Source organism: Tsuneonella dongtanensis, from assembly GCF_001698205.1.
Classification (GTDB): domain Bacteria; phylum Pseudomonadota; class Alphaproteobacteria; order Sphingomonadales; family Sphingomonadaceae; genus Tsuneonella; species Tsuneonella dongtanensis.
Genome location: NZ_CP016591.1, coordinates 796971 through 810745 on the forward strand (window position 1 = coordinate 796971; position 13775 = coordinate 810745).

Genomic DNA, 13775 nt, shown 5'->3' on the forward strand with positions numbered 1-13775 from the left:
AGGGCATCGATCGTTTCGTCGTCGCTGGAGGCGAGACTTCCGGAGCGGTGATCTGCGCACTCGGAGTCGGCGCGTTGTCGATCGGTCCCGAAATAGCGCCGGGCGTGCCGTGGACCTTGGGGACCGACGATCCGGCGCGCCCGCTCTGGCTCGCACTCAAGAGCGGCAATTTCGGCGGTCGCGACTTTTTCATGGATGCGATCGCCGCGCTGGAAGGCCTGCCAGCGTGAGCCCGGCCGAAATCCGGGCCCGCGAAGCGATTGCCGATGCCGGTCGCATGCTGGCGGACAGAGGTCTTGCGCACGGCACCGCCGGCAATATCAGCATCCGCCTTGACGATGGGCTGCTGGTGACGCCTACCAACAGCGCGCTCGGATCGCTCGACCCCTCCCGCATCGCGAAGATCGACTTCGAAGGCGTGCATCTGGGCGGCGACCCGCCATCGAAGGAAGGCTTCATGCACATCGCCTCCTATGCGCGACGAGTGCAGGACGCTGCGGTGGTGCACCTGCATTGCGCGCACAGCGTGGCAGTCAGCTGCCTCGATGGGCTGGATCCGCAAGCGCCGATCCCGCCGATCACGGCCTATTATGCGATGAAAGTCGGCGGATTGACCCTGTTGCCCTATTTCCGCCCGGGCGATCCCGCGCTGGCCGATGCGGTGGCTGCGGTCGATCCGGCCCGCCACGCGATCCTGCTCGCCAACCACGGGCCGATCGTGTCGGGCAAATCGCTCGATGCAGCGGTCGGCGCGATCGAGGAACTGGAGGAAACCGCGCGAATATTTCTCCTTTTGGGCGGACGTGCGGTGCGTGCGCTGACGCCCGACCAGCTTGCCGATCTCGCGGCCGCTTTCCCTTCGTGAAGGACAGAAACATGTACGTCGTTACCGTCGAATTCGATGTCGCGCCCGAAAGTCGCGAAGAATTCCTCGCCGCCGTGCGTCGCCAGGCGCAGGATTCGCTGGAGAAAGAAGCGGACTGCCATCGCTTCGACGTATGCAAGATCGTCCGCGACGGCCGCGAGGTCTTCTACCTGTACGAACTCTACCCGATCGCGCCGCGTTCGACGCGCATCTCGCTTCGGATCACTTCGCCTCTTTCAACGCGCGCGTAACCCCGTGGACGCGCGAGAAGATCGTCGGCACCGGAGACCTGCTGTCGTGACCCGCACCTTATCGGTCGCCGTACTCGCGGGCGACGGCATCGGGCCCGAGATCATCCCGCCGACGCTGGACATCCTCGACCGGGCAGCGCGCCTCGCGGGCGCGCCGTCGCTGGAATGGCATCATGTCGACGCGGGCGCCGCCCACTACGCGCGAACCGGGGAATCGCTTCCGGTAGCGGGAATGGACATCGCGCGCGGAGCGGATGCGATCCTGCTCGCGGCCATGGGGCTGCCGTCGGTACGCTACCCCGACGGCACGGAGATCGCCCCGCAACTCGAGCTGCGCGAGGCGTTCGACCTCTATGCCGGGGTGCGCCCGATCCGCACAGTGCCTGGCGTCCCGCTGCCGCTCGCCGATTCGCGCGGGGCATCACTCGATGCGGTGCTGATCCGCGAATCGACCGAAGGATTGTTTTACTGTCGCGGTCGCACGAAAATTGCCGAGGACGACAGTTTCGCCAGCGACGAAATGCGCTTGACGCGTCATACGAGCGAGCGCCTGTTTGCCTTCGCGTTCGATCTGGCCCGCCAGCGCAAGGCCGCGGGCAAACCGGGGCGGGTGACGCTAATCGACAAGGCGAACGTCATCGGCAGCTTCGCATGGCTCCGCCGGATCTTCCTCGAAACTGCGGAGCGCTATCCTGATATCGAGACCGAGTGCGCCTACGTCGATGCCATGGCGCTCAATCTCGTGCGGCGGCCTTGGGACTACGACGTCATGGTCACGGAGAACATGTTCGGCGACATCCTGTCCGATCTCGGCGCGGCATTGATGGGCGGGCTCGGCATGGCGCCGTCGGCCGACATCGGCGACAGCCACGCGGTGTTCCAGCCGTGCCATGGGAGCGCGCCCGACATCGCCGGTGAGGGCAAGGCGAATCCGACCGCGATGATCCTGTCGGGCGCGATGATGCTGGAATGGCTGGGGCATCGGCACGACGCGCCCACCGCGGTCGATGCCGCGCGCATGGTCGAGCATGCGGTGTCCGCTGCCTTTGCTGACGGTGCGCTGCTGCCCGGCGAGTTCGGCGGGTCCGCCGGCACCGCCGCCGTGGGGCAGGCGGTGCTCGAACGGCTGGGCTAGCGTCCGCTACTCTTCGTCCGATCCGCCCTTCTTCGCGGCACGTTTCGCCTTCTGGAATGCTTCCTTCTTGTAGATCGAGGCCGGCGGGGGCAACGCATCGATGTAGGCATCGAGCCGCTTGACGGTAGCTGGATCGCTCTTGGCGAGGTTGCGATGTTCGCCGGGGTCGGCGACGAGATCGTTAAGCTCGTAGTCGCGCGCCTTCGTCCTCTGCTGGGTCCAGCGCACCAGGCGATAACGCTCGGTGCGGATCGCCTGGCCGAGACGGTCGGGGCGATTGAACACGTGGTAGGCGTAAGGACGTACGCGCGCCGCGGGATCGGCGAATACCGGCGACAGGTCGAGTCCGTCGATGGGTTGCGGTCCGGTCGGATGCGACAGCCCGGCGAGCGAGGCCAGCGTGGTATAGATGTCGACCGTCTCAGCCGGCTGCCCGGTCGAGCGCCCGCCGGCGCCGACGCCCGGTCCCGCGAAGATCAGCGGAATGCGCGTCGCCTGTTCGTAGTTCGTGTGCTTGGTCCACAGGCCGTGATCGCCCAGGTGGAAACCGTGATCTCCCCAGAGAACGACGATGGTATCGTCGCGCAGGCCTAACCGGTCGAGTTCGGCGAGAACCTTGCCGACCTGCGCATCGGTGTAGCTGACACCGGCATAGTATCCCTGGACCATCGTGCGCACGAGGTCGCGGGGATATTCCTTGCCAGTCACCTTTCCGGGTACGGGGAAGTAGTTCGCGACCTCGCCGCCGACCTTTCCGGCAAACGCCGGAGCGCCCTCGGGCATGTCCTCGAATTCCGGCATCGGCATCTTTGCCGGATCGTACATGTCCCAATATTTCTTCGGCACCGAGAATGGCATGTGCGGACGCGCGAAGCCCACCGCCATGAAGAACGGCTGCTTCGATCCCTTGAGCGCCTCGAGGCGCTGGATCGCGTAAGCGGCAGTGCGGCCATCGGCGTATGTCTCATCCGAAACGTCCGGGGATTCGTACGCCGCGCCCTTGGGCAGTTCGAGGATGGCCCCTTCGTGCGGCTTCTCGTTAAAGTAGGCTTCCTCGCGCGTGACCGCTCCGCCCGGGGTGCTGGCGGGACCGTGGTACTCGATCACGTGATCCTTGTGGTGCGGGACCGACCAGCTCGCTTCGTCGCCATAGGTGCCGTGGCCGAAGTGGAAAACCTTGCCCATGCTTTCGGTGTGATAGCCCGCGCGCATGAACCACTGCGGCATCGTCACCGTGTCGGGATAGTAGTCCCGCATGTTCATCCCGAAATTGTAGATGCCGGTCGAGGACGAACGCGATCCCATCATCAGATTGAACTGCGACGGAGCGCAGACCGCCTGGTTGGCGTAGGCGGTGTCGAAGCGCATGCCCCGCGCGCGAGGGAGGGCGGACCGGCGCAGCGTCGTAGAACCGCGTCATCAGCAGGCCCTCGTTGGCTAGCCGGTCGAGATTGGGTGTGGCAAGCTGGGTGCTTTCGGTGACCGACAGGTCGGCAAATCCCATATCGTCGATCAGGATGAAAACGACGTTCGGACGCTGGTCGCTGCAGACCCCTTGTCAGCGATCCGCGCCGGAGTAATTGCGCAGCCCAGAAGCGTCAGCGCCGTACAGAACAGCGCGATGCCGCGAAATGTGCCGATCATTGCATCACTCACTTGTCGTGGGCTGGACTGCCGGTTAAATCATACTTTTTACGGGAGAGAACAAGATGCGCAAGCTCGTTATCGGTGCGGCCATGGCTCTGGCACTCGCAGCCTGCGACCAAGCGGCCACGCAGCCGGAGGGAACTACCGAGGAGGGAGCGATGACGGGCACGCCGTTCGAAAAATTGGCCGACGGACGCGAGGTAACCAAGTGGGATCTACGCGGGGCCGATGGGTCGGGCCCGATCATCATGGACCTCGGTGCGACGATTCTTTCGCTGCAGGCTCCCGACATGGCGGGCGAAATGGCCGACGTGACGTTCGGTTTCGACACTGCTGCGCCGTACCTTACCGACAGTCCCTATTTCGGTGCGGTGGTCGGCCGCTACGCGAACCGGATCAAGGAGGGCAAGTTCTCGCTCGACGGCAAGGACTACACGCTCGCGATTAATAACGAACCCAACACACTTCACGGCGGCAAGGTCGGGTTCGACAAGCGCGTCTGGAAGGGCGAGCCCGTCACGACAGCCGATGGCAAGGGTGTGAAATTTACCCTCGTCAGCCCCGACGGCGAAGAAGGTTATCCGGGTGAAGTGACCGTCTCGACCACCTACGTCTGGACGGCCGATCACAAGCTGATCGTCGATTTCGACGCAACGACGACCGCGAACACCCCATTCAATATCGCCCAGCATTCCTACTGGAACCTCGCCGGAGCCAACACCGCCAAGACCGTGCTCGACCATACGCTGCAGATCAACGCGGACAAATATACCCCCGTGACGAAGAACCTGATCCCGACGGGCGAACTTCCGCCGGTGGAAGGTACGCCGTTCGATTTCCGGACCGCGAAGCCGATCGGGCGCGATATCGGCCAGTCGAACGAGCAACTGACGTTCGGCGGTGGTTTCGATCACAACTGGGTGCTGAACGGATCGGGGATGCGGGTCGCGGCGGTGCTCGTCGATCCGACGTCGGGCCGCAGGATGACGGTTTCGACCGATCAGCCAGGGCTCCAGTTCTATTCGGGCAATTTTCTCGACGGGAAAGTAACCGGCAAGGGTGGCAATGCCTATCCCTACCGTTCGGCGGTGGCGCTGGAAACGCAATACTTCCCGGATTCGCCCAACCAGACCGGTTTTCCCGATGCCACGCTTCGGCCGGGAAAGCCGTTCCACAGTCGGACGATCTACGCTTTCGATACTGTCGCTACGAACTGACTTCGGGCCGGGCTTGCCTTGCCGGGGCCACATTCGCATAAGCGCATCATGCCGCAGAACACTCGCTTCGTGTCGGACCCGCCCGAGCAAACTCTCGGGCGGTTGACGCAACGCGTCACCGACGAGATCGGTGAAGCGATCGTCACCGGGAATCTCGCGCAGGGAGAGCTGCTTCCGGTCGAAGCGGATCGGGTCGCTCGGTACGGGGCGAGCAGGAGCGTTTTGCGCGAGGCGATCAAGGTGCTGAACGCGAAAGGGCTGGTGACCGCTAAGCCCCGTCGCGGGACCACCGTGACCAAGCAGTCATCCTGGAACGTGTTCGATCCCGATGTCTTGCGATGGACCTTGGCGCGCAATTTTTCGCTCGAGCTGCTGACCCAGTTCACCGAGATCCGCATCGCGATCGAGCCGCACGCCTCTGCACTGGCATGCGACGCGGCGAGCGAAGAGGACATCGCGCGTATCGGTCAGGGTTTCGAACGCATGGTCGAGGCAGACCGCGGGCCCGATGATCCGCTTGCGGCGGACATCAGCTTCCACCTCGCGATTCTAGACGCCAGCCACAACATCTTCTTAGCTCGATTGAAGGCGCTGGTCGAGACCGCGCTGCATTTCTCGATCCGGTACACGGGTTCGATTGCACGAGACGAAAGCGAAAAACTGGGCATTCACGAGCAGGTCTATCGGGCGATCGAGGCACGCGACGCGCGGGCTGCACGGCACGCGGCACTCAAACTGCTGACGGATGCCCTGGACCTGATGAATCAGGGTGCGCCGCCGGCTTCAGAAAACGGCGCCGAACGCCCGCGCAAGGCCCCGGCGGGCGCAACCACCACCGGATAACTGGATCGACTGGAATCCTGCCAGTTCGAGTGCACGACCGAAGCTGCGTGAAAGGCTTTCGAACAGATCAGCCGGATTGGCTCGATGCTTTTTTCGAGAGCCGGCAAGGCTCCCGCGACGTCGGCGCCCACGATGAGCCCGCTCAGGAAACTGGCGGCATCGCGAACCGGCACCGACCCGGACGCGTTGCGTGTACGCGCGGCGAACAAGATACCCATTAGATTGCCCCCGCCGTGCTGCAGGGCGAGGCGGACGCCCTCGTCGAATGCTTCGCCGGGATGCGGCGGATCGCTCTCCGGCGGAATGAGGATCGAATTTTCTTGCAGGGCCGCGAAGAGTTCCCCGCTCATGGCGGTATGGAACCCGGCGAGGATATCTTCGCTGACCTTGACCCACTTGTTGTGCGTTTCCGGGAGCGCGAAAACCCGTCGCAAACTTCGCCTGGATTGCAAGCCCCGACGATCTGGGTTTCCTCCCCGCGCATCAAGTCGAGTTCGCCGAAAGGATTGGTACAGCGAACTCCAGGCATGATCGCGACTTCACATCCGGCGTGATCGAACCGAATTGCCCGCGCCCCGATCTCCGCCAGCGGCAACGGAGCGTCTGCATAGCCCGCCTCGTGCCAACCCATGTTGCTTCCGATCATGCCGCACAAAACGACCGATACACTGGGCCACCCCTCGGTCACGCGATCGAACGCGCTACCGAACGACCTTTCGGCTGCCAGCGCTGCAACCCCCCGGGCCTTCGCGCTTTTCGATTTCGTTGCCCTGTGCGTCGCACAACCAGAATCGCGCCGCAGTTGTCCTCCAGTCGCCAGCGACAAAGGCAGCTTCCATCGACGGAGCGTCGACCCGCTCCTCTCGCTTGTTCGAAACTTCCATCCCCCTCTTCGATCCCAGTTCGCCGCGATATATTCAATCGGCCGCTGGCTGCGAAAATTCAATCTTCGGATTCAAGTTAACGCGCTCGGCGTCCGTGACCGCATCTCAATGCCCAGTCGCCGCGTTATGCTGTGGCGTGGCTTCCAGCGGCAACGTTCTGATCGACATCGCATCGCCGATCTCGATCGGAACCAGCGCGAAATGCATGCGCCACGGCGCAGTCGGATCGTTGCCGAACATCGTGTACCAATACCGGCCTTCGGTGTCGCGGAACGGCGTTCCGTGCCCCCCGTGCGGCGCACCCAGGCGGCGGCGCGTATACGGTCCGGCGATCGACTGGGACGCGGCATACATCATGTCGTAGGTGCCATGCGTGCGCAGCGGTCCGTGCCATTCGGCGCCCGTCACGAAATAGGTGTCGCCTACCTTGATGATCCCGTTGCCTTCGTAGCCGATATGATCGCCAGCCGTGTCCACCAACTGTGTCGGCTTGTCGACAAATCCGCTGCGATCAGCGTTCAGCTTGGCCAGCCGTCCACCGCCCCAAAGGAAATAGAGGTCCTTACCCTCGGGGTAGAGGAAACCGTCGATTCCCTTGACGAGGTAACTGCTGCCGGTGTTCTCGTACGGGCCCTGCGCCTTGCCACTGGTGGAGCGGAACAGCCAGGTCTTGCCGCCGACGCCGCGCTCCATGATCGAAAAGGCAAGGTAGAAGGTACTCTCCGCCGGAACCCAGCGAATTTCAGGGGCCCAGAGTTCGGCGATATTGCCGAACTCGTAACTCAATCCTGTCCACTGCCAGGCAAAACCCAGATCCGTCCAGTTCTCGAGATCGGTCGAACGCCAGACCTTTATGCCGCCGTCGGGAAACTGGTAACCGTACCCGTCCAGAGTACCGACGAGATAATAGGCGCCGTCGCCACCCACGGTAACGGACGGGTCTCGCATCGTCTTGCTGGTGACCAGAGCATGCCGCCCGGCAACCGCGCTGTCTTCTGTCAGGATCCTGCCCGCCTGACGCAGCCGGCCGTCGGGCACGGCCTCGAGCGGGACGATGCCGATCCGGTGGCAGAAAAAGGCGAAGTCGTCCTCGCACACCGGATCGTAACTTGCGGCAAGTGTACCGTCGGGCATGCTCGCGACCGAACTCTCACCGGCATGAGGAACTGCAAGCATTCTGCGGGAGAATGGCCCGTAAGGTGTCTTTCCTTCCGCGAGGAACAGGTCGGTCGTCGCCGTGCGCAGCCGACCCGTCTGTTCGGATGACCCGAGCCAGTATTTCCCACCATGCTTGACCATGAAGGCGCCATCGGTGCCGATTCGTGTGCGAACGGGCCAGTCCTTGCCTGCCGGGAAGGTCTCGGCAAAGTTTGCCGCGTCCGGCTTCAGAAAGCGCGGCGCCTCGGCCAACTTCGCGAAACCGGGTGCAAGCCTGGCGATCCATCCACCGCCCCACAGCAGATAGCCTAACCCGTCGTCATCGACGAACAGGGAAGGAGACGGGGCATCGGGCGCAAGGCAGGCGCTGGCGGCCATATCGGCGCCCGGACGCGCGACATCTCCCGTCGCAATCCGCGCGCATCCCTGGTCGTCTGCGAAAGCGATGAACAGCTTATCAGCCACGATGGTGAGATGAGGAGCGGTCCAGCGAACAGCCGGGTTGGTGGCATCGAGGTCGGGACCGATCACCCGAGGCGCAAACCGCTCCCACTGGTTTTCGCCCTTGCGCCCCCAGAACTGCAGACCGTGGCGCGGCGTCGAATCGAGTGGGGTTCCGGTGACGAACAATCGGCCGTCGGACGCGTAGGCGATCGAGGCTTGTGAAAGCGGTCGCTCGACGAACTCCGCCACTACCGGTTTTGCACCTGCCACCGGCATGACGGTGGCGTTCTTGTCCATCGAAGGATGGTCGGCAAACACACTGTCTGCGGGTGTTTTCTGCGCGATCGCCGGCACGGAGTGAACGACCGAAAGCAGTCCCGCCGCAAGCGCTGTCGATCGAAATATATGCGGCATTGTCATATCGCAATAAAGCATATAAATTTTTTCAGGCAAGTCAACGGAGCGACCTGCAGATTGCACCGGAGCGCTCTACGACGCACATGCCGACGTCATCGTCACAACCGGTGCACGGCTTATCTTGGGAGCTTTTCGATGATTGCCCGCCTCCTGCTTGTCTGTTCGCTCTTCTTGGCCGGATTGGCCAATCCGGCGAATGCGCGCGACCGATGGACCGAGCAGAAGGCTAACGAATGGTACGCGACCCAACCCTGGTTGGTGGGGGCGAATTACGTGCCATCGAGCGCCATAAATCAACTCGAGATGTGGCAGGACGAGACTTGGGACCCCAAGCGCATTCACGAGGAATTCGGCTGAGCGCGAGCAATAGGCATGAACACGATGCGAGTGTTCCTGCACGACCAGTTGTGGACCGCCGATCCGGTCGGGTACCGCAAACGCATCGACGAATTCCTGACGATCGCGGAGCGACACGAGATCCGGCCGATGTTCGTGCTGTTCGACAGCTGCTGGGATCCCGATCCGAAGCTAGGACCGCAGCATCCGCCGATCCCCGGCGTGCATAATTCGGGCTGGGTGCAGGGGCCTGGCGTACCAGGATTGCGAGACAAGTCCCGGTATCCCGCATACCGCGAATATGTCCAAGGCGTGGTGAAGGCTTTCGGCAAGGACGACCGCGTACTTGCGTGGGACATTTGGAACGAGCCCGATAATTTTGCTCTCCAGTACAAGGGTCAGGAAGGCAAGATCGCCCTGGTCGAGGGAATGCTGCCACAGGCTTTCGAATGGGCTCGCGCCGCCAATCCGAGCCAGCCGATCACATCGGGTGTGTGGCTGGGGCCGGATTGGTCGCCGGCGGCCAAGAAGCTCAACAAAACTCAAACGATACAGCTTGAGATGTCGGACGTGATCTCATTTCACGATTACGGTTGGCCAGAGCAGTTCGAAGCGCGGATTGCGCAGTTGAGGCCATACGGGCGACCGTTGCTGTGCACGGAGTACATGGCGCGCGGCAACGGCTCCACATTCGACACAATCCTGCCGATCGGAAAACGCGAAAAGGTGGCCATGATGAATTGGGGCCTCGTCGACGGGCGGACCCAGACGCGCCTGCCGTGGGACAGTTGGGACAAACCGTACACGCAAAAAGAGCCGACGATCTGGTTTCATGAGATTTTCCACACCGATGGTCGACCGTACCGGAAAGCGGAAACGGATCTTTTCACCACTTTGACTAAAGGGAACTGACCGTGACCTTTTCGCTTACGATTCCGCGCACCATTTGGGTCGTCCTTGCCCTCACATTGTCTTCTGTGGGTTGGTAGGCGACGGCGAAGGACAAGCCCGTGGCCAATGGTGCTCTTGGTGCAAATTTCAACGAGAATTTTGAAGATTACAACCCGCGCGAACTCGACGCGGCCGGGTCGCGATGGGTGCGCATGTTCGTGGCTTTGCCGCAGATCGACAAACTGGGTTCGGAGACGGGGGCAATCCCCACCATTCTCAACGCGGACGCTGCGGGTTATGGCACGATACTATCGGTGAAGTTCCGCTACATGCGGACTGCACTGCCCACGCAGGGTAATACCGAATGGGCGCGTGCTGAAAAGCGGCTCGATACCGTTCTGGCCGCCACGATGGGCAAGATCGATATGCTCGTGATAGGGAACGAGCCGTTTATCGAAACGCGGGAGGAGGATCGCGGGGCGGCGCTCAACGCTTTTTATGAAGCGATGGCGCGGCGCGCCATCGATTATCGGGCGACGCACTGCTCCAGTCCGTGCCGCACGCAGATCTTCATGGGATCACTGACCAGGCTCGACCTGCCCAAGAATCGGACCGAGACCACTGCTCGGTGGCTCGAATTCGTGCGCGAAACGCCGGAGATCGCGGGGGTCGACATTCATCCACACCTACCCGCCATCGAGGCTTCGCAGCAATTCCTCGACTATGTCCTGCCCAGGATGCGCCCGGATCAGAAATTCCTCGTCACCGAATTCTCGCTGGTCTGGCATTGGCAGTCCCACATGAAAGATTCGGTCTCGGAACCCTTCGCCAAGGCGAACAACATGAAGCGAAACGTGCAGGTCTGGCAGGTCATCGATGCGTCCTTGAAGACCCCGTTCCCGCAACCGCTGTGGGACTCGTTCTTGTCCAATGAACCATGGTTCGAAAGCCGAAAAGGCTATCTGCGCAACCAGATGGCGATGTTCCGCAAGACCGGAAAGTTGGCCGTCGCGACGTACGGTTTCCGCCAAGATTCCTCGATGACGAAAGGTGGATTCACCGCCGAGCGCACGCCGTGGCTGCTCAACAGCGTCTGGGCCCCAGCCACGGTCGCGCCGGCCGCCAACGGATTGCCGGGTCGCAATCCCTACTGGTTCAAGCAGTTCAAGGCGCTGCAGGACTACTCGCCGCCGACCAACTAATTTCAGACGTCATCGAACGAAAGGGTGTAAGGCCAGCCTGCATATTGCGCCGCATCCCCATCGCTCGGTCCCTTGTCCCACGGCCAGCATTCGAACACGAAGGTCCGGGACGGATCGTCGACGCGCAGGATGCCGTACCCTTCGGATTTCAGCGCCCGATCGTTGATCGCCTGGCTGCGACCGCGGTTATGCTTGCGGAAATCGGCGAACGATATCTTCGGGTTGGCGACCGCGAGAACCCGGATCTTGTTGCCGAACGCGTCGATCCAGTCGCCGGTCCGATCCTCCATCCCGGCGCGTGCGCCATCGAGCCGATCCGCCGGTTCGAACCAGCGCTGCCAGAAGCTGCCGCCGGCCGGGCCGACGAATTGGACCGGCCCGTCGGTGTGCGTGTCGATACCCATCCGCACGAGTGAAGGCAGGTGCTGGTCGTTGGCCAGCATCACGCAGCCCGCCGCCTTGGCGAGCGCGGTCGCGCGGTAGCGCGCAAGCGGCGGGTAGCCATTCGAATCGAAGTCGGTCAGTTCGCGTCCCTCGGGATCGGTCTGCAGGCAGACCCAGCTCGACTGGCTCAACAAGACCTTGGGCTTGCCAGGGTGCATGTCCTTCCACGTCGCGAGGAACGCTTCCTGTCGTGGCCCCAGTAACTCCGCGCGGTGGACGTTCATGTCCTCGCCCTGCACGGCGCTGGTTTTCCACTTGCGGTCCTCGACCACCGCGATCGACGCACCGCCATAAGTGAATGCGGTGTAGGACACCGGCAGGTCGTTATCGATGGGAGTGGGGTCGACCGCGTCGGGGTTGTGGCCGCATTGCATGCGGTACACCATCTGGGTCAGCGGGATGCCCCAGACGTAACCGCCCCGGTTCTGGTCCCTCTCCGGCGCGACGCGACCGCCGTTGCCCCAGAGATTGCCTTGAAGCACGTCGTGATCGTCGATCAGCAGCACGCTCGGCCGGTCACGCACCAGGTCGCGGAAGCTCACCAGCCACTGTTGCCAGCGATACAGCGTGTCGAGGTCGGCATCCGGTGTGTCGCGCGCTACACGGGTGGGGTTCTGCTCGTAGTACTGGTCACCGGCCACGAACACGAAGTCCGGGTCGTGCGCGATCGTGTTGGCGACGATGTCGGAGTGGGGGAAGTTGAAATTCTCCGGTTCGTAGCGCCCGAAACGCCGTTCCTGCGGCACGACTCGATTTATAATGTTGTCTTCGAGAGCGTGCTGGGTCGACAGGACGCAGCCCAGCAACGCGATCGACAGCGGCTTGCCGACTTCCGCCGGATCCTGCCGGATCGTGCCCTCGTAAACCGGCTGCGGCTTGCCGTCCAAGGCGTAGAGCACGCGATACCGGACGGCTCGCGATGTATCCCAATCGCTTACCTTGAAGATTGCGCACGAGCCGAGACCGATATTCGCGGTCGCCGCGCGTCGCCATCCCCCCCCCGTGATCCACCTCGAGGTGCGCCGCCTTCGGATCGCCATCTGCGAGTACGCCGAAATGCGCCGCCAGCTTGAGCGTCCCACCGGCCACCGAATGCAGTGTCGCCAGGCAGGGACCGAGTCGTCGCTCCGGGTGGAGCCGGATGCGCGGTCCGGCGTTCTCGAGGTTCGCGAACCGGAACCGCGCACCGGCCGCGCCGGTCGGCGGAGACGAGACCAGCGCGATCCCGCTCGAGACGGTGGAAGATGGCACTCCGCTCAGCGTGGCTTGCGCAAGCGCGCGACCGTCGGTGCCGAACACGGTGAGCACCAGTTTGCAGCTACCGCCGGCATCCTCGATGTCGAGTGCCAACCGACGTGGCTCGGTGCCGAGATCGGTTGCGGAGCCGAAAATCTCGTTGTCGCTGTCGAGCATCGCGAAGGCAAGCGGCGCGCTTTCGCTGGCGTGTTCGCGGAAATGTGGGCGACCTTGCGTATCGACAACGGCCATGATCCCTCCCCCTGCGCCAGAGCCGCGCTGCGCGAGCGCGGCGGCAAGGGGATGGAGCCGGCCGGCCCCGACACCGAGCAGCCAGCCGCCAAACCCACCTGCTCCGGATGCGGTGTCGGCCGCGACCGTCATCGCCATCGAGCCGTTGCCGCTGGCCGCCAGCTCGCGGCTGAGGAGCGCCGCAGTGCGGACCTCCATCGTCGCTTCGCCGGTCGTGCATTTGATCCAGTCGCCCGCGCGGCGCCAGTCCTGCAGGCGATTTGCCCACCAGTCGGGGCCGAGCCAGCGTCGCGAGCCCTTCGACTTTCGCTCCTCGACGGGCACGAACTGCGCCTTCGCAACCGACGATATACCCAATCCGCCCGCAGCAAGTCCGGCCAGGATGGGGCGCCGCGCAAGCTTGATGCCGCCGATCAGGCTCTCGTTCTGGCCCTTCGCGATTTCTCTATCTCGCGATCTCCTCACGATCCATCTCCCTGACGCGGAACTGTGGGTTGACCGCGGCCCAGTATAAATATTATCAATAGCGCCAAAGCAAGGTTTTTGGGAGATC

11 protein-coding genes and 3 pseudogenes are annotated in these 13775 nt (G+C 63.1%); 8 read left to right on the forward strand and 6 right to left on the reverse strand.

Features of this window, described 5'->3' with window-relative positions:
• The first annotated feature begins 5 nt into the window (after positions 1–5).
• The 4 genes from A6F68_RS03925 to A6F68_RS03940 are packed head-to-tail and all read left to right on the forward strand — an operon-like array spanning position 6 to position 2251.
• Positions 6–230, forward strand: a complete 225-nt coding sequence (locus tag A6F68_RS03925; protein WP_237257154.1) for a nucleotide-binding domain containing protein — start codon at positions 6–8, stop codon at positions 228–230.
• Complete coding sequence (otnC, locus tag A6F68_RS03930) at positions 227–865, forward strand: 3-oxo-tetronate 4-phosphate decarboxylase (RefSeq protein WP_074428269.1); 639 nt, start codon at positions 227–229, stop codon at positions 863–865. The genes A6F68_RS03925 and otnC overlap by 4 nt, the downstream gene beginning before the upstream one ends.
• Positions 866–876: 11 nt before the next feature.
• Positions 877–1116, forward strand: a complete 240-nt coding sequence (locus A6F68_RS03935) for a putative quinol monooxygenase (RefSeq protein ID WP_084001599.1) — start codon at positions 877–879, stop codon at positions 1114–1116.
• A gap of 46 nt (positions 1117–1162) precedes the next feature.
• Positions 1163–2251: an isocitrate/isopropylmalate dehydrogenase family protein gene (locus tag A6F68_RS03940; RefSeq protein ID WP_067676605.1), complete on the forward strand. Its 1089-nt coding sequence runs from the start codon at positions 1163–1165 to the stop codon at positions 2249–2251.
• 6 nt (positions 2252–2257) lie between these two features.
• Here the strand turns inward: A6F68_RS03940 and A6F68_RS03945 are convergent, their stop codons facing one another.
• Entirely contained in the window at positions 2258–3619 is a 1362-nt protein-coding gene (locus A6F68_RS03945) for a sulfatase (protein WP_067676608.1), read from the reverse strand.
• A gap of 67 nt (positions 3620–3686) precedes the next feature.
• Positions 3687–3755, reverse strand: a pseudogene (locus A6F68_RS15315) (hypothetical protein); the annotation flags it as partial.
• A 205-nt stretch (positions 3756–3960) separates the two neighbouring features.
• Here A6F68_RS15315 and A6F68_RS03950 point away from each other — a divergent pair.
• On the forward strand, positions 3961–5115 hold the full coding sequence (locus A6F68_RS03950) for an aldose epimerase family protein (RefSeq protein WP_067676611.1): 1155 nt from the start codon (positions 3961–3963) through the stop codon (positions 5113–5115).
• A 48-nt stretch (positions 5116–5163) separates the two neighbouring features.
• On the forward strand, positions 5164–5958 hold the full coding sequence (locus A6F68_RS03955) for a FadR/GntR family transcriptional regulator (RefSeq protein ID WP_067676614.1): 795 nt from the start codon (positions 5164–5166) through the stop codon (positions 5956–5958).
• On the opposite strand, the pseudogene A6F68_RS15415 reads toward A6F68_RS03955, so the two are convergent.
• Positions 5880–6904: pseudogene (locus A6F68_RS15415) on the reverse strand (2-dehydro-3-deoxygalactonokinase). The gene A6F68_RS03955 and the pseudogene A6F68_RS15415 overlap by 79 nt on opposite strands.
• Positions 6905–6947: 43 nt before the next feature.
• On the reverse strand, positions 6948–8741 hold the full coding sequence (locus tag A6F68_RS03970) for a family 43 glycosylhydrolase (protein WP_232308195.1): 1794 nt from the start codon (positions 8739–8741) through the stop codon (positions 6948–6950).
• Positions 8742–8996: 255 nt separating this feature from the next.
• Between A6F68_RS03970 and A6F68_RS03975 the strand changes: the two are divergent.
• Both A6F68_RS03975 and A6F68_RS03980 read left to right on the forward strand, forming a co-directional pair.
• A pseudogene (locus A6F68_RS03975) lies at positions 8997–10109 on the forward strand (cellulase family glycosylhydrolase).
• A gap of 98 nt (positions 10110–10207) precedes the next feature.
• Complete coding sequence (locus A6F68_RS03980) at positions 10208–11290, forward strand: hypothetical protein (RefSeq protein ID WP_084001606.1); 1083 nt, start codon at positions 10208–10210, stop codon at positions 11288–11290.
• 2 nt (positions 11291–11292) lie between these two features.
• On the opposite strand, the gene A6F68_RS03985 is transcribed toward A6F68_RS03980, so the two are convergent.
• Together A6F68_RS03985 and A6F68_RS15420 are read right to left on the reverse strand one after the other, a co-directional pair.
• Complete coding sequence (locus A6F68_RS03985; protein ID WP_157096637.1) at positions 11293–12480, reverse strand: alkaline phosphatase D family protein; 1188 nt, start codon at positions 12478–12480, stop codon at positions 11293–11295.
• Positions 12365–13687 carry a hypothetical protein gene (locus A6F68_RS15420; protein WP_157096638.1) on the reverse strand — a complete coding sequence of 441 codons (1323 nt, stop codon included), beginning with the start codon at positions 13685–13687 and terminating at the stop codon, positions 12365–12367. The genes A6F68_RS03985 and A6F68_RS15420 overlap by 116 nt, the downstream gene beginning before the upstream one ends.
• Positions 13688–13775 lie beyond the last annotated feature (88 nt).